25 protein-coding genes are annotated in these 23,009 nt (G+C 44.7%); 15 read left to right on the forward strand and 10 right to left on the reverse strand.

Annotated elements, in window-relative coordinates; genetic code table 11:
• Window positions 1–110: 110 nt before the first annotated feature.
• The 4 genes from ICN43_RS03125 to ICN43_RS03140 all read left to right on the forward strand — a co-directional run bounded on the left by ICN43_RS03125 (window position 111) and on the right by ICN43_RS03140 (window position 5,015).
• Entirely contained in the window at window positions 111–1,295 is a 1,185-nt protein-coding gene (locus ICN43_RS03125; protein ID WP_216197151.1) for an ABC transporter substrate-binding protein, read from the forward strand.
• 150 nt (window positions 1,296–1,445) lie between these two features.
• A complete protein-coding gene (locus ICN43_RS03130) occupies window positions 1,446–2,324 on the forward strand; it encodes a branched-chain amino acid ABC transporter permease (protein WP_216197152.1) in 879 nt (292 codons plus the stop codon).
• Between the two features lie 2 nt (window positions 2,325–2,326).
• Window positions 2,327–4,255 (forward strand): ATP-binding cassette domain-containing protein, encoded by a 1,929-nt coding sequence (locus ICN43_RS03135; protein ID WP_216197153.1) that lies wholly within the window; start codon window positions 2,327–2,329, stop codon window positions 4,253–4,255.
• A gap of 31 nt (window positions 4,256–4,286) precedes the next feature.
• Window positions 4,287–5,015: an ABC transporter ATP-binding protein gene (locus ICN43_RS03140; protein WP_216197154.1), complete on the forward strand. Its 729-nt coding sequence runs from the start codon at window positions 4,287–4,289 to the stop codon at window positions 5,013–5,015.
• Window positions 5,016–5,088: 73 nt separating this feature from the next.
• Here the strand turns inward: ICN43_RS03140 and ICN43_RS03145 are convergent, their stop codons facing one another.
• Both ICN43_RS03145 and ICN43_RS03150 read right to left on the reverse strand, forming a co-directional pair.
• Entirely contained in the window at window positions 5,089–5,586 is a 498-nt protein-coding gene (locus ICN43_RS03145; RefSeq protein ID WP_216197155.1) for a hypothetical protein, read from the reverse strand.
• A gap of 59 nt (window positions 5,587–5,645) precedes the next feature.
• Window positions 5,646–6,470 carry a sulfite exporter TauE/SafE family protein gene (locus ICN43_RS03150; RefSeq protein ID WP_216197156.1) on the reverse strand — a complete coding sequence of 275 codons (825 nt, stop codon included), beginning with the start codon at window positions 6,468–6,470 and terminating at the stop codon, window positions 5,646–5,648.
• Between the two features lie 66 nt (window positions 6,471–6,536).
• Between ICN43_RS03150 and ICN43_RS03155 the strand changes: the two genes are divergently transcribed.
• From ICN43_RS03155 to ICN43_RS03165, 3 genes are read left to right on the forward strand one after another with little or no spacing between them, the layout of a single operon-like run.
• The gene (locus ICN43_RS03155) at window positions 6,537–7,409 is read left to right on the forward strand and encodes an MBL fold metallo-hydrolase (protein WP_216197157.1); all 873 of its coding nucleotides are present in this window, start codon (window positions 6,537–6,539) and stop codon (window positions 7,407–7,409) included.
• Between the two features lie 13 nt (window positions 7,410–7,422).
• Complete coding sequence (locus ICN43_RS03160; protein ID WP_370623147.1) at window positions 7,423–7,740, forward strand: metalloregulator ArsR/SmtB family transcription factor; 318 nt, start codon at window positions 7,423–7,425, stop codon at window positions 7,738–7,740.
• A 40-nt stretch (window positions 7,741–7,780) separates the two neighbouring features.
• Entirely contained in the window at window positions 7,781–7,984 is a 204-nt protein-coding gene (locus ICN43_RS03165; protein ID WP_216197158.1) for a DUF2892 domain-containing protein, read from the forward strand.
• A gap of 59 nt (window positions 7,985–8,043) precedes the next feature.
• Here the strand turns inward: ICN43_RS03165 and ICN43_RS03170 are convergent, their stop codons facing one another.
• The 4 genes from ICN43_RS03170 to ICN43_RS03185 are packed head-to-tail and all read right to left on the reverse strand — an operon-like array spanning window position 8,044 to window position 10,759.
• On the reverse strand, window positions 8,044–8,460 hold the full coding sequence (locus ICN43_RS03170) for a hypothetical protein (protein ID WP_216197159.1): 417 nt from the start codon (window positions 8,458–8,460) through the stop codon (window positions 8,044–8,046).
• Window positions 8,457–9,284 carry an FAD:protein FMN transferase gene (locus ICN43_RS03175; RefSeq protein WP_216197160.1) on the reverse strand — a complete coding sequence of 276 codons (828 nt, stop codon included), beginning with the start codon at window positions 9,282–9,284 and terminating at the stop codon, window positions 8,457–8,459. Before ICN43_RS03175 ends, ICN43_RS03170 begins: the two co-directional genes overlap by 4 nt.
• A complete protein-coding gene (locus ICN43_RS03180) occupies window positions 9,281–9,835 on the reverse strand; it encodes an FMN-binding protein (RefSeq protein WP_216197161.1) in 555 nt (184 codons plus the stop codon). The genes ICN43_RS03175 and ICN43_RS03180 overlap by 4 nt, the downstream gene beginning before the upstream one ends.
• Window positions 9,836–9,844: 9 nt before the next feature.
• Window positions 9,845–10,759 (reverse strand): DUF6662 family protein, encoded by a 915-nt coding sequence (locus tag ICN43_RS03185; protein ID WP_216197162.1) that lies wholly within the window; start codon window positions 10,757–10,759, stop codon window positions 9,845–9,847.
• 128 nt (window positions 10,760–10,887) lie between these two features.
• On the opposite strand from ICN43_RS03185, the gene ICN43_RS03190 reads away from it, so the two are divergent.
• Window positions 10,888–11,127 carry a DUF3820 family protein gene (locus ICN43_RS03190; protein ID WP_216197163.1) on the forward strand — a complete coding sequence of 80 codons (240 nt, stop codon included), beginning with the start codon at window positions 10,888–10,890 and terminating at the stop codon, window positions 11,125–11,127.
• Between the two features lie 7 nt (window positions 11,128–11,134).
• Here ICN43_RS03190 and ICN43_RS03195 read toward each other — a convergent pair whose 3' ends face one another.
• Window positions 11,135–12,127 carry a DNA/RNA non-specific endonuclease gene (locus ICN43_RS03195; RefSeq protein ID WP_216197164.1) on the reverse strand — a complete coding sequence of 331 codons (993 nt, stop codon included), beginning with the start codon at window positions 12,125–12,127 and terminating at the stop codon, window positions 11,135–11,137.
• Between the two features lie 517 nt (window positions 12,128–12,644).
• Here ICN43_RS03195 and ICN43_RS03200 point away from each other — a divergent pair.
• Entirely contained in the window at window positions 12,645–13,628 is a 984-nt protein-coding gene (locus tag ICN43_RS03200; protein WP_216197165.1) for a transglycosylase SLT domain-containing protein, read from the forward strand.
• Window positions 13,629–13,710: 82 nt separating this feature from the next.
• On the opposite strand, the gene ICN43_RS03205 is transcribed toward ICN43_RS03200, so the two are convergent.
• Window positions 13,711–14,058, reverse strand: a complete 348-nt coding sequence (locus ICN43_RS03205; RefSeq protein ID WP_216197166.1) for an FKBP-type peptidyl-prolyl cis-trans isomerase — start codon at window positions 14,056–14,058, stop codon at window positions 13,711–13,713.
• Between the two features lie 75 nt (window positions 14,059–14,133).
• On the opposite strand from ICN43_RS03205, the gene ICN43_RS03210 reads away from it, so the two are divergent.
• Window positions 14,134–15,150, forward strand: a complete 1,017-nt coding sequence (locus tag ICN43_RS03210) for a DUF6352 family protein (protein WP_216197167.1) — start codon at window positions 14,134–14,136, stop codon at window positions 15,148–15,150.
• On the opposite strand, the gene ICN43_RS03215 is transcribed toward ICN43_RS03210, so the two are convergent.
• The gene (locus tag ICN43_RS03215; RefSeq protein WP_216199869.1) at window positions 15,147–16,328 is read right to left on the reverse strand and encodes an MFS transporter; all 1,182 of its coding nucleotides are present in this window, start codon (window positions 16,326–16,328) and stop codon (window positions 15,147–15,149) included. The two genes, ICN43_RS03210 and ICN43_RS03215, sit on opposite strands and share 4 nt — an antisense overlap.
• Before the next feature lie 272 nt (window positions 16,329–16,600).
• Between ICN43_RS03215 and ICN43_RS03220 the strand changes: the two genes are divergently transcribed.
• The 5 genes from ICN43_RS03220 (at window position 16,601) to ICN43_RS03240 (ending at window position 22,140) form a co-directional block, all read left to right on the forward strand.
• The gene (locus tag ICN43_RS03220) at window positions 16,601–18,838 is read left to right on the forward strand and encodes an NADP-dependent isocitrate dehydrogenase (protein WP_216197168.1); all 2,238 of its coding nucleotides are present in this window, start codon (window positions 16,601–16,603) and stop codon (window positions 18,836–18,838) included.
• A gap of 199 nt (window positions 18,839–19,037) precedes the next feature.
• Window positions 19,038–20,000: a protein-methionine-sulfoxide reductase catalytic subunit MsrP gene (gene msrP / locus ICN43_RS03225; protein WP_216197169.1), complete on the forward strand. Its 963-nt coding sequence runs from the start codon at window positions 19,038–19,040 to the stop codon at window positions 19,998–20,000.
• Between the two features lie 22 nt (window positions 20,001–20,022).
• A complete protein-coding gene (locus ICN43_RS03230; protein WP_216197170.1) occupies window positions 20,023–20,610 on the forward strand; it encodes a sulfite oxidase heme-binding subunit YedZ in 588 nt (195 codons plus the stop codon).
• A 14-nt stretch (window positions 20,611–20,624) separates the two neighbouring features.
• Window positions 20,625–21,200, forward strand: coding sequence for a lipocalin family protein (locus ICN43_RS03235; protein ID WP_216197171.1), 576 nt, complete (start codon window positions 20,625–20,627; stop codon window positions 21,198–21,200).
• 1 nt (window position 21,201) lies between these two features.
• The gene (locus ICN43_RS03240) at window positions 21,202–22,140 is read left to right on the forward strand and encodes an MBL fold metallo-hydrolase (protein WP_216197172.1); all 939 of its coding nucleotides are present in this window, start codon (window positions 21,202–21,204) and stop codon (window positions 22,138–22,140) included.
• A gap of 19 nt (window positions 22,141–22,159) precedes the next feature.
• Here ICN43_RS03240 and ICN43_RS03245 read toward each other — a convergent pair whose 3' ends face one another.
• Window positions 22,160–22,993 (reverse strand): hypothetical protein, encoded by an 834-nt coding sequence (locus ICN43_RS03245; protein ID WP_255533402.1) that lies wholly within the window; start codon window positions 22,991–22,993, stop codon window positions 22,160–22,162.
• Window positions 22,994–23,009: the final 16 nt, after the last annotated feature.

The raw sequence follows: 23,009 nt of genomic DNA on the forward strand, positions 1-23,009 counted from the left end.
CTAATACAAAGCTCTTTTTTTGCCCCTACATTGACTGTAAGATTGCTATTCGTTTGAGGTATTACTTAAAAAGAATTTATTTAATTAGCATTTTTAGTCATGGAGACTTTATGAACATTCGTCGTCATATTTTTGCAGTAGCTGCTGCTGCAATGTTATCAACCGGTGCTTACGCTGCCGATATCAAGGTGGGTGTTATTGGCCCGTTCACTGGCGGCTCGGCTTCAATGGGTGTGAGCATGCGTGACGGTGTCCGTTTAGCTGCAAAAGAAATTAATGCTGCTGGTGGTGTTGACGGCAACAAGATCGTTTTAGTTGAGCGCGATGACGAAGCTAAAAACGAACGGGGTGTACAAATCGCCCAAGAATTGATCAATAACGAGAAAGTAGCTGCTACTGTGGGTTACATCAATACTGGTGTGGCCTTGGCATCGCAGCGCTTTTTCCAAGAAGCAAAGATTCCAGTGATTAACAACGTTGCTACTGGTACTTTGATTACTAAGCAATTTCCGAATGCTGCTGAGAACTATGTATTCCGTACCTCTGCTGCTGATAACATCCAAGCTCCAATGATCGCTAAAGAAGCGGTTGAGAAGCGTGGCTTGAAGAAAGTAGCCATCTTGGCCGACTCTACTAACTACGGTCAGTTGGGTCGCGAAGACTTAGAGAAAGCGCTGAAGGTATATGGCGTTACTCCAGTAGCAACAGAGAAGTTCAACCTTGGTGACGTCGATATGACTTCACAGCTGCTAAAGGCAAAAAATGCGGGCGCAGAAGTGATTTTGACTTACGCTATTGGACCTGAGTTGGCACAAATTGCGAACGGTATGGCGAAGTTGGGTTGGAAGAAGCCAATGATCGGTTCATGGACATTGTCTATGGCTAGCTTCATTGATACTGCTGGTAAGAATGGTAATGGCGCAACAATGCCAGAGACCTTCATTCAGAATCCTCCAACAACACCAAAGCGCAAAGCTTTCGTAGAGGCATACCTGAAGGATTTCAAGCCAAAGAATGGCATTATTGCTTCCCCAGTGTCTGCAGCTCAAGGCTATGACTCTGTATACCTCTTGGCTGCGGCAATCAAGCAAGCTAAAGGTACAGAAGGACCAAAAATCTTGGCAGCATTGCAAGATCTGAAAACCCCTCTGGAGGGCGTTGTAATGACTTACAACAAGCCATTCTCAGCAACTGACCACGAGGCCATTGATGCTAAGGACGTGGTTATGGGTATTGTTGAGAACGGTAAGGTTGAGTTCTTGAATGCAGAAGATGCGGCACCTAAGAAGAGGTAATTCTCCCTAATTGCCAGTGCCGGAAGTTATTTTTCCGCACTGCAGCATTTAAAGAGATGTGATCAAGCAAAACGCCGCTCCCAAAGCGGCGTTTTGCTTACAATAGCGGATCGTTCACCCAACAGTTTTAGAATTTTTTAGGTCTACATCATGGAAATGTTTGCACAAATCCTCTCCAGCGGTATAGCGGTAGGCATGATCTACGCGGTCATCGCTTTCGGCTTTCAGCTGACTTTTGCCACTTCTGGCACTTTGAATTTCGGTCAAGGCGAGGCCTTAATGTTAGGCGCCTTAGTTGGCCTTACCTGCGTAGACATGTTTGGCATGAACTACTGGTTAATGATTCCAATAGTTTGTCTTTTCGGAATGGTGCAAGGTGGCTTCGTTGAGCTAATTGGTGTGCGACCTGCTATCAAGATTAAGTCTGAGTTTGGTTGGATTATGTCCACTATTGCTCTGGGTATTATTTTCAAGAACGTTGCCGAGAATATTTGGGGGCGCGATGCATTGCCATTCCCATCACCATTACCGATGGAGCCAATGGAGTTCCTTGGAGCAAACATTTTGCCGATGGAAATTTTGGTTGTAGTGGGTGCACTCGTCATGATGTTGCTTGTTGAGTTCTTTAATCGCAAAACAATTTACGGTAAAGCGGTTGTTGCAACAGCTAATGACCGTGATGCTGCTGGCTTGATGGGTATTAACACCAGCATGGTAATTACCTTCTCTTATGCGCTCTCCTCCTTAACAGCAGCTTTTGCTGGTGTGTTGATTGCACCATTGACATTAACTGGCGCCGCTATGGGTGGCGCTTTGGGTTTAAAGGCATTTGCAGTAGCCATTATTGGCGGCCTCTCAAGCGGTATGGGAATCATTGTGGGTGGTTTGATTCTTGGAATTGTTGAGACTGCTACTGGCTTCTATATTTCTACTGGCTATAAAGATGTACCGGGTTTGATCTTGCTCTTGTTGGTACTGGCATTCAAGCCATCCGGTCTCTTTGGTAAAACTGCAATTAAGAAAGTTTAATAATGAAATCGAAGTCTCTATTACCCCTATTGATTGCAATTGCTGGCTTGTTTAGCCTACCTCTTTTTGTCAGTAATCCTTACTACATTCACTTAGTAGAAACGATTCTGATTTACACCATTTTGTTGTATGGCTTAGATATTGTGGTGGGTTACGTTGGCCAAGTTTCTTTAGGTCATGCTGCCTTGTTCGGAATTGGCTCGTACACCGCTGGCGTATTGTTTTTCCATTTCGGCGCACCGATATGGCTTACTCTGCCAGCGGCAATTGTTGTCACCTCAATCTTTGGTGGAATCCTAGCGCTTCCTGCGCTGAAAGTCATCGGACCTTATTTAGCGATGGTGACCTTGGCATTTGGAACGATTACCCAGATCTTAATTAATGAGATGACATGGCTCACAGAAGGCCCTCTAGGAATCAAAATTCCTAAACCTGACTTGATGGGTGACCCAATGTCAAAGGCGCAGTTTTTCTGGTTAGTCTGTATTGTTTTGATCATTGCCATGGTGGTGGTAGATCGTTTTGTTAAATCCCAGATGGGTCGTGCTTTTGAGGCGTTGCGTGATAGCCCTGTAGCTTGCGACTGTATGGGTGTTTCGGTGTATCGCTACAAAGTGATTGCGTTTGTTATTAGTGCTGGCTTTGCTGGTTTGGCAGGTTGTTTGTATGCCTACTCGGAGCAATACATCTCTCCAAATACCTACAACAATGAACTAGCAGTTCTTTTCTTGTTAGCGGTCATTATGGGTGGTCGTAAATCGCGTTTAGGTGCATTACTAGGTGCGGCCATTATTGTTCTATTGCCTAAACTCTTGGACGATATTAATTTATTCCGTATTGTTGCTACGACGATTGCAGTTGTAGTTGCAGTAGGAGCTGCTATGGCCCTCTCCAAGAAAGTCACTACGCCAAAACGCGTGATGGTGCCTTTGGCAGGGGTAATTGGTTTAGCGGCATTCTCATTCTGGTTGGATAGAATTTCCGATTGGCGTTTGAGTATTTTCGGATTCATGATTTTGTTGGTGGTGTACTACCTGCAAAACGGTATCGTTGGTTTTGCCAAGAGCTTCTATCAATCCATCGCTGGTAAAACAGTCACTACCCGGGGTGAAAAAGCAGATGAGATCGATGATTCAGTCAGCTTTATTAGTGCAGTCAATAACCAAAATGCAGGCACTGAGCTCCTCAAGGTTGACTCTGTTCTAATGCAGTTTGGTGGCTTGAAAGCTTTGAATAATGTTGACCTCAGCATCAAGCGCGGAACTATTCATGGCCTGATTGGACCAAATGGCTCGGGTAAGAGCACGATGATGAACGTATTAACTGGTATCTATCAGCCTACGGCTGGTAATGTGTTGTACGCTGGCGAGAGTGTAGTTGGTCGCACTTCCTCTGATATTGCCTTATCGGGTATCGCTCGTACCTTCCAAAACGTTCAGCTTTTCGGCGAGATGACTGCCATCCAAAATATTTTAGTTGGCCTACATCACACCTTTAAGTCCAATATGTTTGAGATTGCGCTGAACTTACCGCGCTATACAAAGGAATCTCAAGAAGCATATGCTCGCGCAATGGCCTTGTTGAAGTTTGTGGGCTTGGAAGATTTTGCAAATGAAGAGGCTCGTAACTTGCCATATGGTAAACAACGTTCCTTAGAGATTGCTCGCGCCTTGGCCTTAGATCCAGAGCTATTGCTATTGGATGAGCCCGCAGCTGGTTTGACGGCACCAGATATCAAAGAACTCTTGCGCATTATTCGCAAGATCCGCGATAGCGGTATTACCTTCATCCTAATTGAGCATCATATGGATGTGGTGATGTCAGTATGCGATACCGTTTCTGTATTGGACTTCGGTCAGAAGATTGCAGAAGGTAAACCAGCTGAAGTTCAGGCAGACGAGAAGGTGATTCATGCCTACTTGGGTACTTAATCACTAGAACTATATTGAATCGGTAAATACCATGTTATCTATTAAGAATCTTGAAGCAGGCTATGGCAAAGTAAAAGTTCTGCACGGCATCAATATTGATGTTCCTAAAGGACAGGTGATCACATTAATCGGGTCAAACGGCGCTGGTAAAACAACTACTATGCGTGCTATTACTGGCATGATTAAGCCAACGGCTGGTGAAGTGACATTGGGCGGCGAAAAAATTGATGGTTACGACTCTCATAAAATTGCCCGTCTTGGTTTGGCACACAGTCCAGAAGGTCGTCGTGTATTTACGACGATGTCGGTAAATGACAATCTCTTGTTAGGTGCATTTCCGCGCTTCACAGGCAGCCGTCCAAAAGGCGATATTAAGAACGATTTAGAGCGCTCCTTAGAAATGTTCCCACGCCTGAAGGAGCGTCGCAACCAATTGGCTGGAACATTATCGGGTGGTGAGCAACAGATGTTAGCAATGGCTCGCGCCGTGATGTTAAATCCAGAAATCATTCTTTTGGATGAACCATCGATGGGTTTGGCGCCAATTTTGGTTGAAGAGGTATTTAAGATTATTTCTAATCTCAAATCACAAGGCGTTACGATGTTGTTGGTGGAGCAATTTGCTGCCGCAGCACTGAATGTTGCTGACTACGGTTATGTGCTGGAGAATGGCAAGATTGCAACCCATGGCCCCGCAGACAAGTTGAAGCATGATCCCGCTGTGAAAGCGGCTTACTTAGGCGGAGCTAGCAGTCACTAATTTGGTATTTTTTTGTCAAAAGCCCTCGAAAGAGGGCTTTTTCTATTATGGAACTATTGGGCAAATTCCGGAACTAGTTTTGCAGTAGTGATATCGCTTCACGAATCAGTAGGGCGCGATAACCCATATAAAACGATACAGCTACAAATCCCCATAGAAATAGCTTCGGCACTAAAGCGCCCTCTGCTACTAATTCTGAGTTGAGGAGTCCGAGTGCAACAGCTAGGAAAAATAGGGCGCCCAGGCCTAAGACAATCCAGTTTTCATGTTTGCTAACTTGCTGGGTTTTGTTGGTGTATGCGAGCACCTGAAAGCGATTGTCTTTAGCGTAGCCAGAGACTGTCACAGCATCCCCATTGCCAACTTCCATGGGTGAAGAGAACTTGGCTTCAATAGTGCGGTCATCCAAATTAAATGTCGAAATATAAAAGCGCTGGTAATACACGGAGGAGTGATCGTGAGTAGGCTTTTCGGGGTTCGCATACTCTAAGAGTCCATTCTGAAGATTGCTGACATTTCCAGAAATGACACTCACTGAGCTAGCGAAAAAAGTAGTGGGTTTAAGAGTCATTTGAGAGGCTCCCAGCAGCGCTAGAGAAAGTATGATTAGAAGAGAAAGTAGCGGACGTTTCACGGATTCAAAGTTAGTACACCTTTAGCGAGTAGGCTAATTGCAATGACTAAGGTAAAGATTGAGAAAATGAGTTGGGTATATGACCCGCTCAATCTTTTACCCAGTAGCAATCCAATCAACAGCCCACCTAGGGCAGCAATCGCAAAAGGTGCGGCAACCATGATATTTAAGCTACCACTAGCTGCTGAGAAAATTGCGCCACCACCAGTAATGATGGCGAGCACCCCAAGTGAGGTGGCCACAATGGATTTCACTGGTAGGTCGGTATACCGCTTGAGTGCTGGCATGATGATGAAGCCGCCACCAACACCAAGTAAGCCAGACAAAAAGCCAGCAAGGCTACCTGCAAACATCAGTGCGCGCGCACAGGGCAGAGTCCACTGGAGCTTTCCAATGGTGGGACTCACTAGACAAGGTGGAGGTTTTCTGCTTTCCTCCGGAATACCTCGAATTTCATTGCGTGCTTGCTTTAATAAGCTCACCGCTACATAGAGAAGAATCAAGCTAAATAGGATTTGCAAAGGCGCATTCGGAATCTTGGGGGCAAGCCAGAGGCCTGCTGGAGATAGGATTAAGCCAAAAATCGCCATGAAAATAGCAGCCTTGTAACGCAAAGTCTTATTTTTTAGGCTCAGAATGGCGCCAATGCTAGAGGCAAGGGCAACGGCACAAAGTGCGATCGGAGCTGCCTCTGCGATTGGTAAGCCAAGAAAGAAGACTAAGAGCGGTACAGATAAAATTCCACCCCCAGCTCCAGTCAGGCCCATGAGGAGACCTACTAGGATGCCTAGCGCTGGGCTGATGAGAGTTGAATAGTCCATTGCAATTTATTTTATATTAATATAGTATATAAAAATATATAATATTTGTATACCTAGGAAAATATCTTGACTACAAAGCACACTCCACTCATCAAAGACTTTTTTGATCCGGGAACTTGGACCTACACCTATGTAGTTTATGAGGATGAAGGCAGCCCTTGCGTCATTATTGATTCAGTAATGAACTATGACCCAAAATCGGGTAGAACTACTACCAAATCTGCCGATGAGGTCATTGCCTTTGTTAAAACTCACCAACTGCAGGTAAGTTGGATTTTGGAAACCCACGCCCATGCAGACCATTTAACAGCTGCCCCTTACTTGCAGAGCCATCTAGGTGGTAAGTTGGTGATTGGTGATCACATTACCAATGTACAGTCTGTATTTAAAGGTATCTTCAATTTAGATGATCGCTTTAAGGCTGATGGCAAGCAATTTGACCGCTTATTAAAAGAGAATGAGTCACTCCACTTCGGCAATCTTTCTTTAAAGGCCTTATTTGTACCTGGTCATACACCAGCCTGCATGGCTTATGAGATTGGTGATGCGATCTTTGTGGGGGATACCTTGTTTATGCCAGATGTTGGCACAGCTCGCTGTGATTTTCCGGGTGGTGATGCGAAGTTGCTCTATCGCTCTATTCAAAAGATCTTGTCTTATCCAGGTGAGACTAGGTTGTATATGTGCCATGACTACCCACCAAATAAGCGCCCCGCTACTGGTATGAGTACTGTTGCCGATGAGAAGGCAAATAATATTCATGTACATGATGGTGTTAGCGAGGAACAATTTGTACAGATGCGTACTTCACGAGATAAAACTTTAGATATGCCCACATTAATCTTGCCCTCTATTCAGGTCAATATACGGGCTGGCCATTTTCCTGAGGCAGATAGTAATGGAGTTGCATATTTAAAAATTCCTTTAAATGCACTCTGATTGAGAAATAGTAATGAATATGTCTATCTCCAAAGCAGAATTAAAGAAGATGCAGTCATCGGCAGATGATGCCTGCAAGCTGATGAAGGTCTTGTCTAATCGCGATCGCATGATGCTCTTATGTGAGATCGGTCAGGCTGAAAAATGTGTTGGTGAGTTAGAGACTGCACTAGATTTACATCAGCCAACTCTCTCGCAGCAACTCACCATATTACGTAAAGAGAGGTTAGTTAAAACGCGTAGGGAGGGTAAGCAAATCTATTACTCCCTCTCTAGTCAGATTGCTATCTCTGTAATGGGTTTGCTCTACAAGCATTACTGTAAGAAATAATAGCAATGCATTATTTAATCGTTTTTAAGGGGAGTTCAACATGAAATGTAACGTCGGTGGTATCGATCGTATTCTAAGAATCTCAGTAGGTATTGTGTTGGTCGCACTTGCAGCTACTGGTGTCCTAGGATGGTGGGCCTGGCTCGGACTAATTCCGATGGCTACTGGGATATTTCGCTTCTGTCCAGCCTATCCAATATTAGGAATTAATTCTTGCGGAACTGCATCAGGAAAAGACTCCTGATCTAAGTAAAGAATCTTCAGTTTGATTTAGGCGTATTGAGGAATAAAACTCAATGCGCCTTATTTATTTGAATAAACCCCGTGCAGTAAAAAGACGACAAAGAAAGCAAGGCCAATCATCCAGTGTGCTGCAATAGTTGTATCTCGAATTTCTGCTGGACCGTAGTACAACAAGGCTCCGGATATTAATAAAGTGCTTAAGAAGATCAATTGGCTTATTCCACTCCACAACTTCTTCTTAGACTTTAAGCCTGCCTTTAAGTGAAAGGGCAAGACTGAGCCTAGGGAGATCGTAGCAAATATGGCCGTGATTCCATGCCACACTAATACCGAGTGAGCGCCTAATAAAGTGCGTTGAATATGGAATTCATGGCCAAGTAAATAGACTGTACCGGTGAGGGAGCAACCCAACATGCCGGCTAGAACAAAATATCTTTGCCATGCTGGCATCTTGCCAAGGCGACTGGTATTTTTCATGGGGTGAGCGTATCTGAGATTCTGATCGCTTGGGCAGAAAAGTGGTTCAAACAGGGATGTCGCATATTCCCTGAAATACTGACCACCTTGGTTAAGGCATCCGCATGGACACATTCGCTTGTAATTACCGAATATGACTCTGAAAATTCAATATGCTCATGATTGAAGGGATTGACGATAAAACTATTTGAGTGAATATCGCGTTTTGCAAAGTAGAGCCCGCTAGTTGCAATCGCGCCAGCCTTAATGCTGCCAATCTGAATAAGTTCATGAGGGTTCGAAGGATTTCTGATTTGAATATTTTGAGTGCGATCTCCAAAGACTCGCATATCACCACCAGCATTTACTAACCCAGTCTGAATATTCTTGGAGATCAAAACTTCAACTGCTTTATCTACTGCATAGCCTTTAGCAATGCCACCAAGGTCAAGACGGAGTGGTAGTTTGGAGCAAACTAAGTGCGACTCCAAAAACTCGAGATCTTCAATGCCTCCAAATGGGTAATTGTTCATTTTCAAATGTCTAGGAAGTAGACCCGCCTCTACTAGGCAATGCCCAATGCCACAATTGAATATTCCCCCAGAGTGATGATAAATCTCCTTTGCAAGAGCAAGCACTTCAGATGTCCAGCGGTGAATATGAATGGGCTCTATATAAGATCTAGCATTAATTTGAGAGAGCTCACTCTCTGAATTATGGAAGCTCATTAAAGCTTGCACTTGTTCAATGGCTAAAAAGGCCTCCTTTAACGCCTGTTCTGATTGCACTGAATCTTCAATCATGATTTCTACGAAGGTGCCTAAGAGTGGTTTGCAGCGAATCATCTGACTCTTGAAATGGTGTTCTGACTTTTTAGGGCAAGGTCATATAAAACTGTAACCCGCTTAATGCCATCGGTGAGATGCTTGCAGGATAAGGTGGCACCACCGATATTTTGGATATCTTGATTTAGCTTAATGGGGTCTGCTACCGTTTTGCCAATGAACTGTTTACGCCACTGGACTTCAGCTACTTCATAACCATAAGATTCCACGTATTCTAGAATCTCTATTCCAGTCACTTCGCCTGATGAACTGAGCGCTACTGCATAAGTAATCATTTCATGTTTACCAACCACCTCATCAACAATGAACCAAGAACCATCTGCAGCTCTCCAAATGCGATCTCCTTGAAAGGGGTGTCGAATACTGGAGACTGAGCGCATTTTATTTTGCAGCTCATCTGTAATGATGATGGGATTTTTAACAAGTGATTGATTGGGTGAGAGCGACTTTTGGGCCTGTTCAATGGATACATAAATCTTGGCATGTGCAACTATCGGCAAGCTTACTGCAGCTAGACCGAGAATAAATAAGGGGTTTGGTTGCCAGATCATATTTCCTCTTTAGTTCAAAGGAAATCCAACTTTGACAATGAATTCATTCACTGAATGACTATCCCAAACGCGCGCATTGGAGCATTCAGCTTCGCCGCCACCCATGCATGTACCACCTTTGAGTTGATAGCGCCAAGCACCGGTGACCCACCAGTCTTTTGCAGCATAGTGCATGTTGGGGCCAACAAATGTTGCGCGTTGCACTTGATTTCGTAAATTTAATTCTGAGTAGTCATTATGGAAACGTGCCTCAACACCAGCGGACCATTTGGGTGCAAATCTATAGCTGGCGCCAATAAGAAAGTCGAGCATCGATTCAGGTACATTGCCATTCTCAATAAACTTCAAACGTTCATTTGCTACAACAACGTTACCCGCTAAGACCAGTCGATCATCAATGAAATTGGATTGCAACAGGAGGCGCGCTTCGATTTCATCTTTGTTTCTTCCCCAGCTAGGCTCTAAATAAAGGCCAACGCCAACGGGTGACGTCACCGGATTGGTTAGTCTATAGATAGCTTCTAAGGAGCCGCCTTCAATGCCACTTTTCCTATAAGGGGTGGCGGGGTCATGACTTGATGGTACCCCATAGCCACCTGTACAGCTTGAACTACCATCACAAGCTTCTGGATTGGTGTAATTCTGATTTGCACTGGTGTAGTAAGAATTAATATAGCCAGCAATTTGTAAATTATTAGTTAGACCGTATTCCAACTCTGTTCTTGCGGTCCAGGCATCGTATGTGCCAGCTGCTTGCTGTTTATTTAGTTGTAAGCGCTGCTCAAACTCGAGCTTGCCCTTTGGCTGAAGATCGAGGGTATAAATCCATCCAAATACACCTTCACCCGCATTCGCGAATGAGAAGTGCAGGGCGGTAGCTAATAGGATGCTAAAGGCAACAAGTCTTTTAATAGTCATTTTCATAGTGGGGTAGTTAGTAAAAGTAATTGAGAATGATTCTCAATATACAGTAGATGAGAATAATTCTCAATTGAGAAAATACCCCTATTTTTTTGCTGTTGAGATTTGCGTGAGCTTGTAAGATCAGGCTTATGGATTCAGAAGCCCTCGTAAAGCTGGTCACAATGAAAATGCCGTTTGGCAAGCATGCTGGCCGTGCAATTGCAGATTTGCCTGGGAATTACTTGGCGTGGTTTGCCCGTGAAGGATTTCCTAAGGGCGAACTTGGTCAGTTGCTAGAGTTGATGCACACTCTGGATCACAATGGCTTACGGGGATTATTGGCCCCCATCCAGCGGGCTCATGGAATTGCTCCCCGCACCCGCAATTAGCAAAGATTTATTTGGGACGAACTATAGCTATTACCCGATTGCGTTCATAGCTCACATTGGGTGAGTCCGGCGGACTGCTTTGAGTGGGCGTGGCTTTTAATGCGCTTTGTGCCCAAATCTCATCTGCTAGCTTTTGAGCTAAAACTAGATTGCGGTCATATTGAATTTGTACGCTAGCAACTTTTCCAGATTTGATATTCGAGATGATGCTAGCCACCTTTTCTGGCGAGTATTCGTCAAAAAAGATGGGATACCAGCCACCTGTCGCAGCCGCTGTAATGGCGGAATTGTCACTAAGACCATTAGGCAAATGAAAGTTGATACCTGTTTTCTGAACAAGTTCAGCATAGGAAATCGGCGCACTCATTTTTGCATCATCTGTGTTCTCAAGCCAATAAGCCCAAGCCAATTTTTTATTAGGGTCATAGACTAGCTTATAAATATGGCTCGGTATGGTGACCTTGCTTTTACCAATGCTGCCTAGGTTCCCAACTGACCCAGTAAATACATACACGTCGCCTGCTGCGCGCTTGATATACATCCTAGTAGGCTCTTCGACTCTTTTTGCCCAGATGCCCTGATTGTTTTGCCTGGCTTGCGGCATCATGTTTGCTAATGAAAAAGACTGTGCCATCCCCCGTTCCCGTGTCATGTCACCAGCTGGAACGTTATGACCTCGGTCATAACCACTGCCGCGATAGTCAGCCAGAAGGGCGCGTTCACTGAAGGGGAGCCTGGCTTCCTCATAAAACTGATTGGTGCGCCGAGGGCGAGTTGCCTGGAGTTGCTCGCCATTGAGCTTTTCAACGGTGTAAATGGGCTTTTTATCGCTAGGCGAATAGTAGATTGCAAAATCATCGAAACAAAGATCTCGACCCGTCTGAGTGGAGCTCGGTATTTGTTGGGCTGGGAACAGATCTTTGCATTGATCAAAGAGGGCGGATGCACTCAGTGGTAGCCAAAGTGAGCTGAGTAGGAGGAGCTTAACCAGGAATTTCATTGCATGTCAGTGTAATGAGTGTCCCAAGTGGTAGTAAAAGTTTTGCCCACATTGGGTATTTATGTTAGCTCTATAGCTAGTATTTATATGGGTTTGAGAGCCATCTATCTCTGCGCTTAATTCAATTAAAAGGGTGAGGAGCAGTGGATGTTCAGCTGGAGGTGATGGTGTAAATAACACTACCGGTAGAAAATTCAAAGCTGATAAATACTAGATGTATGGGTTAGACCTCACTTTTGAGTGTAAGAAATAGCGAAAAAATTCGATTTTCGGCACTTTTTTATTATATGAAATAAGTCCTCACTAACTTCTTTAAGTTATTGAAATTAAAGGATTAAATATCAACTTTGACTGCTATATTAGGGATCATCCTTAATTCAATATCAATTAGTTATGGAAATGACATTCTTTATTCTTGACTTGATATAAGAACCTTCTTAGGATGACTCATGTTTTTTACTTATTGCACCGCAGCATAAATCTGTATCTTGATTTTCGTTGGGCTGCAAGACTATAAATGATTAAATGTTTTTCTAATACATCGAGTGACATGCAACTTGCGCGGACTGCAAGACTTAAGGCCAGGGCTTTACTGGCTCATGCACTCTCTCCGGTCTATCGGGTGATGAATGGTTTATTGATCGTGACTGTTTTCATGATCGTAGGCCTCTGGCTTTCTGGTAACGGCACTCAAGCGGGCGCATTTGATTTGGCCCGCATCCTAGTTCCAGATGAAGCCCGACATATCGTTTGGCAAACTGGTTTTGGGGTGCTCGATCAATACCAGGAGGACGCTCCAAATACGATTGCTGATAAAGAGATCGCCAATGTAATCTATGGCAAAGCATCCGCTGTCCCACATAGCGGGCTGATGAGTGCAAAGCAGCAAACAGTTGCGCTCTTGATGCCTTCGGTAGCTCATGCTCAGGTAAAGCCAATCTCTCACTTATCTGATCGCATTCCCACATCAAAAATTGACCCTCAAGCCTTGGATTCAAAGCTGATGGTTTCTATTCAAAATCAACGTGCTGTTGCTGACTTCTTTGAGAAGAAGTACAAGTTAGACCGCGCTAAGATTGAAGAGTATGTTTCCAAGACAGTATTGATTGCTAAAGAAGTCAACATTGATCCAATCTTGTTGCTTGCAGTGATTTCGGTAGAGTCAAACTTCAATCCGCTGATAAAAAGTCATGCTGGCGCCGAAGGCTTAATGCAGGTGATGACTGCGATTCATCAAGATAAATATGCTTTATATGGTGGAGCTTCCGATGCAGTGAAGCCTGAAGTCAATATTCGGGTGGGTGCTTATATCTTGAAGTATTTGATTGCAACAAGCGGCTCATTGCGCAATGGCTTGAAATACTATGTCGGCGCCGCAAATGCAGATAATGACGGTGGTTATACCGATAAGGTAATGGCCGAAAGAAATCGCTTGATCAGTTTATGTCAACCAGCAACACCCAACAAATTGACTTTGAACGGCAAAGATCTACGCTCATAAGATCTGCGGTGTCTCACCCAGAAAGATAAAGGCCACTCATTGAGTGGCCTTATTACTTGCAGGTGATGATGTAGGGCTTAACTTAATTTACTCCATGTAGCTCAACGTCAAATACGAGTGTTGCATTTGGAGGTATCACCCCACCAGCACCGCGAGCACCATAACCCATTTCAGAGGGAATAATAAGGGTACGTTTGCCGCCAATCTTCATGCCTTGTACGCCCTGATCCCAGCCCTTAATGACATGACCGGCTCCCAAAGGAAAGCTAAATAACTGGCCACGATCTAGGGAGCTATCAAACTTTTGACCCTTGTGATCAGGGGCTTTGTCATCAAATAACCATCCGGTGTAATGTACATCCACATGATTGCCGGCGACCGCTTCTGCGCCTTCACCAACAACGGTATCTATTTTTTGGAGTTCACTCATGTTTCTCTTCCTCTTTGGCTGAAATTGAAGGGCTAGTATATTCTGAGCCTAATCTTTTTGTTCGAGCAAACCAACATGACAAATTTCTGGCCCCATTCTGCTTATAAAACCCTTACCGTAGGTTCGGATAGGCAATTATTGGTGACGGATGATTTTCTACGTACTTATTTATTGCGCCCAGAATTAAATCTGGTTCCCGAATCTTGTGATGTGGAGCGTGCTCTCCATAAGCGCTTGAGTGATAGCCCGCGTGCAGCCATCTCTGATCAGGAGATTGCTGGAATGGCGGATTCTGATATTCAGGTGAATTATCAAGTTTGGCTCAGGTATCGAGCCAAGTTATTGGCTGCCAGCTCTTTAGAAAACTTTTACATGAGCTTGTTTAAGGGTGATGGTGTGGATGTGCCACCTTTATTTATATCTCAGCTAGCGCAAATATTTATTCGACATATCTTAGGTGAGGATTGCCATCCCTTGGATGCACGTATGGGTGAGCTCTTCTTTCGAGCTCAGAAGATTACTGTGTTAGAAGATGGAGTAGTGATGAGCGCGGATGATGAGGTGGTTACCCGCAATGCTCAGGCTGGTGAGAGTGGCAATATCATGGATCTACTCAAGGGCAAATCGATGTCTATGCGATCTATCGATTTGGATGTATTGCATGAAGAGAATGCAGATCTCTATTGGGACAAGAATGAGGACCATGACTTTGCAGTCCAGCTTAACTTTAGTCAGCCGCCTATCAATCATTTTTGCCGCGTCCTGGAAAAATGGGTGCAACACTTTTTAGGTGCTCAAGTGCGTATTACCCCAATGCAGCAAATCACTGATCCTAAATGGTCCTGGCATGTTGGTCTTGATGCTGCTGCGACAGATATTTTAAATAAGCTCTACAACAAAGAGTCAGTAGACTCTGATGCACTTGAAAAGGTGATTTGTTTATTTCGCCTAGACTTTATCGATGAGACTGCTGTTATGCAATCTCAGGCCGGTAAGCCGGTTTATATGGGTATTGCCATGAATGATGAGAAGCAGCTCAAGCTGAAGCCACAAAATCTACTCTTTAATTTGCCTTTAGCCAAGGCTTCTTAATTTGCAGAGTTGGTAAGAGACTTCTTCTGATTGGCGCCGAGCCAAATCAAAGCACCTGCCGTAACGGTAATCATTAGTAGAGATCCAAAGTTCAGAATGTTCCAGCCCTGAGTGGTGATGAGCGTTCCAGAGCCAAAAGAGGTAAATGCCATGGTCCCAAAGACAAAGAAGTTGATAGCAGCCTGAGCTTTATCTCGTTCCTCGGGTTGGTAGGCCGTCATTGCCAATGAGGTGGCGCCAGTAAATAAAAAATTCCAACCCACGCCTAAGAGAAATAGTGCAATCAAGAATTGATGAAATTCGACACCGGTGAGTGCTATAGCAATACACAAAATAGTGAGAATGACCCCAACGCCCATGATCTTGAGTGTGCCAAATCGCTCAATGAGTGAGCCAGTAAAAAACCCGGGCGCGAACATGCCAATCACATGCCATTCCAATACCAGCGCAGTATCAGAAAAAGGAAGTCCACAAATTTGCATTGCAAGTGGCGTAGCTGCCATGAGCAAGTTCATAGCACCGTAACCCAAAGAGGCGCCGATCACAGCAACCATAAAGACAGGCTGTCGAAGTAGAGTTTTGAGATCCCTGCCAGCCGAGAGTGAGTGCTGAGTCTTGAACTCTTCTGGAAAGTGGATGAACTGCATCACAATGATGCCAATAAAGCCGGCTATCGAGAGGGCGATATAGGCCCCTAAAAATGCAGTATCAAAGAGATCTCTAGTCCATGAGGCTAGGTTAGGCCCCACAATGGCACCTAACATTCCACCTGCCAGAACCCAAGAGACTGCCTTATCCCTTTGGCTGACCACTGTCAGCTCAGCTGCAGCAAATCGATAGAGTTGCCCGTTAGCGCTGTAGTAGCCCGCAATAAAGGTGCCGAGCACTAGGAGCCAGAAGTTTTTGGACATGGCGGCATAGGCGCAAATCAATGCAGAAAAGACTGCTACTAATAAGCCAATTTGAAAGGAGATCTTCCGGCCAAAGTGATTTTGGGATTTCGCTACGATTGTCGTTGAGAAAGCGCTGCCTACAACGTAGCCCATCACGGGGATGGTAGCCATCCAGGAGGCTGGGCTTAGGCTGAGTCCAACCAAACCATTGATGGCTATAAACGTTACGTTATTAGTCAAAAACAAGCCTTGGCAGAGGATTAGCAGTGCGAGGTTTTTGTTCAGCAGGGGGTGCTTATCACTCATGTACTCCAGTTTACGATGTAAGTGGACATGAGCTTATCTTGGTGGATTCCCTTAAATTGACTCACTTCAGGGAATTTGGTGCCTAAAACCACCCAAATTAGGGGTGTCGATGATTTAGAATGGAAGTCTCAGTCCAGTGCGAGAAGTTGCACCCAAGACGGCCAAAAGCGCCTGAAGTGCTGCGTGCGGAATGCGAGAGAGGTTCGGTATGAGGTCGAACCCTAATATTTATCAATATCGAGGAAACATCAATGGCTTCAGAGAAATCAAAGATCATTTACACGCTAACAGACGAAGCGCCATCATTGGCGACCTGTGCATTTTTGCCAATCATTCGTACTTTTATAGCGCCAGCTGGAGTGAAGATTGTGACTAGCGACATTTCTGTTGCGGCACGTATTTTGGCAGAGTTCTCTGATTGTTTAGCCCCTGAACAGAGGGTTCCCGATAATTTGGCTGAGCTCGGTCGCATGACTTTATTGCCGGACACCAACATCATCAAGTTACCCAATATCAGCGCTTCAGTTCCGCAATTGCTTGCCGCTATTAAAGAATTGCAGTCTAAGGGTTACAAAATCCCTGACTTTCCAGATGATCCTAAGAATGATGCTGAAAAAGCGATTCGTGCGCGTTATTCCAAGTGTTTGGGAAGCGCAGTAAACCCGGTATTGCGAGAAGGCAACTCCGATCGCCGTGCCCCAAACGCAGTTAAGCGTTATGCCCGCAAGAATCCACACTCCATGGGTGAGTGGAGCCAAGCATCCCGCACCCATGTATCCCATATGCATGGCGGCGACTTCTATGCAGGTGAGAAGTCAATGACGATAACGAAGGCATGTGATGTGAAGATGGACTTGGTAACCAAGAGTGGTAAGACCATCGTTCTCAAGCCAAAAGTTTCATTGATTGCTGGCGAAATTATTGACAGTATGTATATGAGTAAAAAAGCACTTTGCGAGTTCTATGAGAAAGAAATCGAAGATGCTTATAAGACTGGCATGATGTTGTCCTTGCATGTGAAGGCAACCATGATGAAGGTCTCACACCCAATCGTATTTGGTCATGCTGTAAAAATCTTTTACAAAGATGCATTTGCAAAGCATGCCAAGCTATTTGAAGAGTTGGGCGTGAATCCAAATAATGGCATGAGTAATCTGTACGATAAGATTCAATCTCTACCAGAATCCAAGCGCGAAGAAATCATTCAGGACTTGCATGCTTGTCATGAGCACCGTCCAGCACTGGCGATGGTTGACTCTGCTAAAGGTATTACTAATCTCCATTCTCCAAGCGATGTGATTGTTGATGCATCGATGCCAGCGATGATTCGTGTCGGCGGGAAGATGTGGGGCGCTGATGGTCGCTTACATGACACTAAAGCAGTAATTCCAGAGAGTACCTTTGCCCGCATTTACCAAGAGATCATTAACTTCTGTAAAACTCACGGTAACTTTGATCCAACGACTATGGGTACTGTGCCGAACGTAGGTTTGATGGCTCAACAGGCGGAGGAGTACGGCTCACACGATAAGACTTTTGAAATACCTGAAGCTGGAGTTGCCCGCATTGTTGCAGATGACGGCACAGTATTACTTGAGCAAAATGTAGAAGAGGGTGATATTTGGCGTATGTGCCAGGTTAAGGATGCCCCGATTCGCGACTGGGTGAAGTTAGCAGTAAATCGTGCACGTTTGTCAGGTACTCCAGCTGTCTTTTGGCTAGATGAGTATCGTCCACACGAGGCTGAGATCACTAAGAAGGTGCAGGCCTATCTAAAAGAGTATGACCTCACTGGCGTAGATATTCAAATCATGTCTCAGACTCGTGCAATGCGTTATACATTAGAGCGCATCATCCGCGGTAAAGATACGATCTCTGTGACCGGCAATATCTTACGTGACTACCTCACGGACTTGTTCCCAATTATGGAGCTTGGCACTAGCGCAAAAATGTTGTCTATCGTGCCCTTGATGGCAGGTGGCGGACTTTTTGAAACTGGTGCAGGCGGCTCTGCTCCAAAGCATGTTCAGCAACTGGTTGAAGAGAACCACCTGCGCTGGGATTCCTTGGGTGAGTTCTTGGCTTTGGCAGCTTCCTTGGAAGATATCGGCGATAAAACAAGTAACCAAAAAGTGAAAATTTTGGCTCGCGCTCTTGATGAAGCAACAGGCACATTACTTGACAATAATAAGTCACCATTACCTCGTACTGGCGACTTGGATAACCGTGGCAGCCAGTTCTACTTGGCTATGTACTGGGCTCAAGCTATGGCTGCGCAAACTGAAGATAAAGAATTGCAGGCGTATTTCGCACCAATTGCCAAAGCTTTATCGGATAACGAGCAAAAAATTATTGCCGAGTTCAAGGCGGTGCAGGGCAAGCCTGTAGATATCGGCGGTTACTTTTATGCAGATCCTGAGAAATGCAAAGCAGTCATGCGTCCAAGCGTAACCCTCAATGGCATCTTAAAGGCAGTGCCGGTAGCGTAAGGTTAGTTAGCTTCACAAAAAAGGCAAACCACCTGGTTTGCCTTTTTTAATGCCTCACTGATATTTCCAGTGGATTGGTAAATAGGTGAGTGATGGTTTAAATCCACTCCCCTAGAGTCCGCTTAAGCAATAAATCCTTAAGCGTAGGAGAATAGTCACCTCGACAGCACTTTATTGTATCTAGCAAGGAGAGATGGATATGTTCACAAATGATCTGAAGCGACTTTCGCAGGAAGTTACCCCTAAGGCAGTTTTTGAAGGGCGTCGCGAATTAATTAAAAGCGCAGCTGCTGGAGCATTTGGTCTCGCACTTGCACCCTGGTTCTCCCGTGATGCGCTTGCAAGCAACCCTCAAAAATTAATTGCCACGCCTAATCCAAACTTTATTCTGAAAGATGAGGCAACTAGCTATCAGTACGTGACTAGCTATAACAACTTCTATGAGTTTGGAACAGATAAATCCGATCCAGCCGCTTATGCTGAAAGTTTACAGACTCGTCCATGGACTATCTCGATTGAAGGTTTGGTTAAAAAGCCCATGACCTTAGATATTGATGCATTATTAAAACTTGCCCCAATGGAGGAGCGCATTTATCGTATGCGCTGCGTTGAAGGTTGGTCGATGGTCATTCCGTGGGATGGCTACGCTTTATCTAAATTACTGAATCAGGTTCAGCCTTTAGGTTCCGCCAAGTATGTGGAATTTATTTCACTAGCAGATCGCAAGCAAATGCCGGGTCTGAGGAGCAAAATTATTGAGTGGCCTTATCGCGAAGGTTTGCGTTTGGATGAGGCCATGAATCCCTTGACTTTGCTGACATTCGGTCTTTATGGAGAGATGTTGCCAAAGCAAAATGGCGCCCCGGTTCGGATTGTAGTGCCCTGGAAATATGGTTTTAAGAGCGCCAAGTCGATAGTAAAGATTCGTTTGACAGAGGAGATGCCCAAGACAAGTTGGAGTCAGTTTGATGCGCGTGAGTATGGGTTTTACTCAAATGTGAATCCTTTGGTAGATCACCCACGCTGGAGTCAAGCTACCGAGCGGCGCATTGGTGATCCAAAGGGTATCTTTGCTCCGAAAATAAAAACCCAAATGTTTAACGGTTATGGCGATCAAGTGGCAAGTATGTATTCCGGTATGGATTTAAAGAAATTCTATTGATACTCTTGCTAAGTTAGGTTTGATGAAGTTATTCATTTTTCTGTTAGCGCTGTTACCTCTAGATCGTTTGATTTGGCTGGATTTAACTCATGATTTAGGCGCTAATCCAGTTGAATTCATTACGCGTTCAACAGGAACCTGGGCCTTAGTTTTCTTATGCCTGACCTTAGCAATGACGCCCCTGCGTTTGTTGACAAATTCAGTGGGGTGGATTCGGTATCGGAGAATGCTGGGCTTATTTAGTTTTTTCTACGCATCCCTACATTTTGTAATTTGGCTTTGGCTTGATCAAAATTTTGATTTAGTAGAGATGCTAAAAGATGTTCTGAAACGCCCATTTATCACGATGGGATTTATCAGCTTGATATTGTTGATTCCACTAGCTTGGACCTCTACTCATTGGGCTCAAAGAAAATTGGGTCGTCGTTGGGCCCAATTACATCGACTCATCTACCTGATTGCCTGTACTGCGATCCTCCATTATTGGTGGCATAAGGCAGGAAAAAATGATCTTGATGCCGTGACAATCTATGCAGTAGTTTTGCTATTGCTGTTATGTTGTAGGATTCCTTATATTCGTCGGCTTTTGAGTAGTCGATTCACCATTTAAAGATAATTTCTTCTATGACTCTGTTTTTGTATCTTCGAACTTCATTCATTTCTACATTGGGTTTATTGCTGATTAGTCTTGCCTCTTTTCAGGCATTAGCTCAGCAGGATAATCAGGCTGTGAAAACCATCCCCTCTCTAGATGTCCCTCGCTATCTAGGCACTTGGTACGAGATTGCAAAGTTTCCGAACTGGTTCCAGAAAAAGTGTATTTCGAATACCAAGGCCGCATATACCGCTAAGCCTGATGGTAATCTGCGAGTGCTCAATAGCTGCAAAACTGTGGGCGGAGAGACTTCCGAGGCAGAGGGCTTAGCTCGTCAAATTGGTGCTAAGGATTCACCAAAGCTCGAGGTGCGCTTTGCTCCAGAATGGCTTTCATTTTTGCCAATGGTGTGGGGCGATTACTGGGTGATTGATTTAGATCCACAATATCAATTAGCCGTCGTCAGTGATCCGAGTAGAGAGTATCTATGGGTTTTATCAAGAACACCTCAACTGGATCCTAAGGTCTACGCTGATTTATTGCAGCGCTTGCAACAACAGCACTTTGATATTCAAAAGCTTGAGCTTACTTCACAGAAAAACTGACGTGCCTCAAAAGCGAATCGGAAATTACTTACTGCCACCTGGGATCGATATCTTCGAACGTGGGTGGTTGTCGGCAAATAATATTTTTCTATTCGGCGATGATGATGTTTCTTTGGTTGATACTGGATACTGTGCTCATCAGCAAATGACGGTTGATTTAGTCTCTAATGCGATTCAACAGTATGGCTTAAAAAATCTCAATAAAGTGCTGAATACCCACCTGCATTCGGATCATTGTGGCGGTAACGCAGCTTTATCAGAAGTATTTGATTGTGAGATATCGATACCAGAAGCTGAGGCAATTGCAGTGCAAGATTGGGATGAAAATTTACTCAGCTTCCGGCAGTTGGGACAAGACTGCCCGCGTTTCAGTCATCAAGCCTTACTTGTCTCCGGTGAAGAAGTTGTCTTAGGCCCTTATCGCTGGCAAATTCTTGCTGCTCCTGGTCATGACAATCGTTCGGTCATGCTTTACCAGGAGGAGTATCAAATTTTAATTTCTGCTGATGCTCTATGGGAAGAAGGTTTTGGGGTTATCTTTCCCGAGCTTTGGGGTGAAGGTGGCTTCGAAGAGGTGGCACAGACGCTGGAGCTGATTGAAGGACTCCCAGTTCGCTTAGTTATTCCAGGGCATGGCAAGCCATTTACTGATGTACAGAAGTCAATTGGGATTGCAAAATCCCGTCTCGATTACCTCTCAAGTGATCCGGAACGCAATGCCCGCCATGGCGCCAAGGTCCTTCTAAAGTACAAGTTGTTGGAGTGGCGCAGCCAGGAGATGTTTAAGGTAAATCAGTGGATCGCAGCTACGCCAGCACTTGAAAATATTCGTAAGAATATGAATCTGCATACCGAAGATTTTCAGAGTTGGTTGGTAGGGGCTTTGCTGAAGTCAAAGGCGGCAACTATCGACAACAATTTTCTAGTGAATCAAGACTAAGTTATTGATCAGTTGTTGATCAAAAATTAAACGATAGCTTGCCGTAAAAAGACCAGTCATAAACAGGGTAGCTTTGTACAACTTGCTTGCTAGCTCCGACCGCAAATAAAAAACTTTTATTGAGGCGATGGGTGATCATGGCGTCAATCGGAACAAACCAGCCTCCACCCCCACCAGTATTCCAGGTAATAGCGTTCTCATCCCAAAATCGAATTTGAGTATCAGGGGAAAGATTAAATCCTAGTGTCGGGAAAATATTGAGATTACGAACTAAGGGCGGTTGATTTGGGGTATTGGTTAAAGAGTTGCCCTTACTTACAAATCCGTACATGTATCTCACTAGTGGTGAAAAGTCTGAGAGACGCGAGTTATCCCCCTGTTTTGGCACATATACCGTACCTATTTGAGGGCCGGCAGCCCATTGACCGTTATTGCCAAACGGAAAAATAATTCGACCACCCAGTGTACCTTCCCAATTTTTTAGAATGCTAGGGTGATTTCCCCAGACGGTCAGCATCGTATTGCCGGCGTTATAGGTACCAGATGATTGCGCTGGAACTGTGGGGCCATAGGTGGAGACGTAGGAGGTATCGAGTCGCATAGTGCCGCGCCATTGATCAAAGGCAAGGGGTTGGTAATAGCGCAGCTTTAGCGTGTCATTCTGGACTTGCTCGCCAGTAGTATTGTGATATCCCCAAAACTCTAGTACTCGTTGACTTGAATACTGATCAGCGGTTTTCTCTAGATTTAAAAATCCCCCTGAGAACTTGCTTTCGTCACCTACAGCATTGCCCACTAGCCCCACTAGAATTAGTGGAATCAGTGGATGGGTAAGATTTCGCCAGAATGACATATAAGCGTTAATATTA

Origin of the sequence: Polynucleobacter sp. UK-Mo-2m-Kol15 (assembly GCF_018881505.1) — a bacterium.
GTDB lineage: Bacteria > Pseudomonadota > Gammaproteobacteria > Burkholderiales > Burkholderiaceae > Polynucleobacter.

What these genes read in the sequence shown, in the direction of transcription:
- ICN43_RS03140 (WP_216197154.1), top strand. Translation starts at nt 4,287, where the DNA reads ATGTTATCTATTAAGAATCTTGAAGCAGGCTATGGCAAAGTAAAAGTT.
- ICN43_RS03235 (WP_216197171.1), top strand. Translation starts at nt 20,625, where the DNA reads ATGACTCTGTTTTTGTATCTTCGAACTTCATTCATTTCTACATTGGGT.
- ICN43_RS03135 (WP_216197153.1), top strand. Translation starts at nt 2,327, where the DNA reads ATGAAATCGAAGTCTCTATTACCCCTATTGATTGCAATTGCTGGCTTG.
- ICN43_RS03160 (WP_370623147.1), top strand. Translation starts at nt 7,423, where the DNA reads ATGAATATGTCTATCTCCAAAGCAGAATTAAAGAAGATGCAGTCATCG.
- ICN43_RS03205 (WP_216197166.1), bottom strand. Translation starts at nt 14,058, where the DNA reads ATGAGTGAACTCCAAAAAATAGATACCGTTGTTGGTGAAGGCGCAGAA.
- ICN43_RS03130 (WP_216197152.1), top strand. Translation starts at nt 1,446, where the DNA reads ATGGAAATGTTTGCACAAATCCTCTCCAGCGGTATAGCGGTAGGCATG.
- ICN43_RS03245 (WP_255533402.1), bottom strand. Translation starts at nt 22,993, where the DNA reads ATGTCATTCTGGCGAAATCTTACCCATCCACTGATTCCACTAATTCTA.
- ICN43_RS03185 (WP_216197162.1), bottom strand. Translation starts at nt 10,759, where the DNA reads ATGAAAATGACTATTAAAAGACTTGTTGCCTTTAGCATCCTATTAGCT.
- ICN43_RS03175 (WP_216197160.1), bottom strand. Translation starts at nt 9,284, where the DNA reads ATGATTCGCTGCAAACCACTCTTAGGCACCTTCGTAGAAATCATGATT.
- ICN43_RS03170 (WP_216197159.1), bottom strand. Translation starts at nt 8,460, where the DNA reads ATGAAAAATACCAGTCGCCTTGGCAAGATGCCAGCATGGCAAAGATAT.
- ICN43_RS03195 (WP_216197164.1), bottom strand. Translation starts at nt 12,127, where the DNA reads ATGAAATTCCTGGTTAAGCTCCTCCTACTCAGCTCACTTTGGCTACCA.
- ICN43_RS03125 (WP_216197151.1), top strand. Translation starts at nt 111, where the DNA reads ATGAACATTCGTCGTCATATTTTTGCAGTAGCTGCTGCTGCAATGTTA.
- ICN43_RS03220 (WP_216197168.1), top strand. Translation starts at nt 16,601, where the DNA reads ATGGCTTCAGAGAAATCAAAGATCATTTACACGCTAACAGACGAAGCG.
- ICN43_RS03190 (WP_216197163.1), top strand. Translation starts at nt 10,888, where the DNA reads ATGGATTCAGAAGCCCTCGTAAAGCTGGTCACAATGAAAATGCCGTTT.
- ICN43_RS03150 (WP_216197156.1), bottom strand. Translation starts at nt 6,470, where the DNA reads ATGGACTATTCAACTCTCATCAGCCCAGCGCTAGGCATCCTAGTAGGT.
- msrP (WP_216197169.1), top strand. Translation starts at nt 19,038, where the DNA reads ATGTTCACAAATGATCTGAAGCGACTTTCGCAGGAAGTTACCCCTAAG.
- ICN43_RS03180 (WP_216197161.1), bottom strand. Translation starts at nt 9,835, where the DNA reads ATGATCTGGCAACCAAACCCCTTATTTATTCTCGGTCTAGCTGCAGTA.
- ICN43_RS03200 (WP_216197165.1), top strand. Translation starts at nt 12,645, where the DNA reads ATGATTAAATGTTTTTCTAATACATCGAGTGACATGCAACTTGCGCGG.
- ICN43_RS03145 (WP_216197155.1), bottom strand. Translation starts at nt 5,586, where the DNA reads ATGACTCTTAAACCCACTACTTTTTTCGCTAGCTCAGTGAGTGTCATT.
- ICN43_RS03165 (WP_216197158.1), top strand. Translation starts at nt 7,781, where the DNA reads ATGAAATGTAACGTCGGTGGTATCGATCGTATTCTAAGAATCTCAGTA.
- ICN43_RS03210 (WP_216197167.1), top strand. Translation starts at nt 14,134, where the DNA reads ATGACAAATTTCTGGCCCCATTCTGCTTATAAAACCCTTACCGTAGGT.
- ICN43_RS03230 (WP_216197170.1), top strand. Translation starts at nt 20,023, where the DNA reads ATGAAGTTATTCATTTTTCTGTTAGCGCTGTTACCTCTAGATCGTTTG.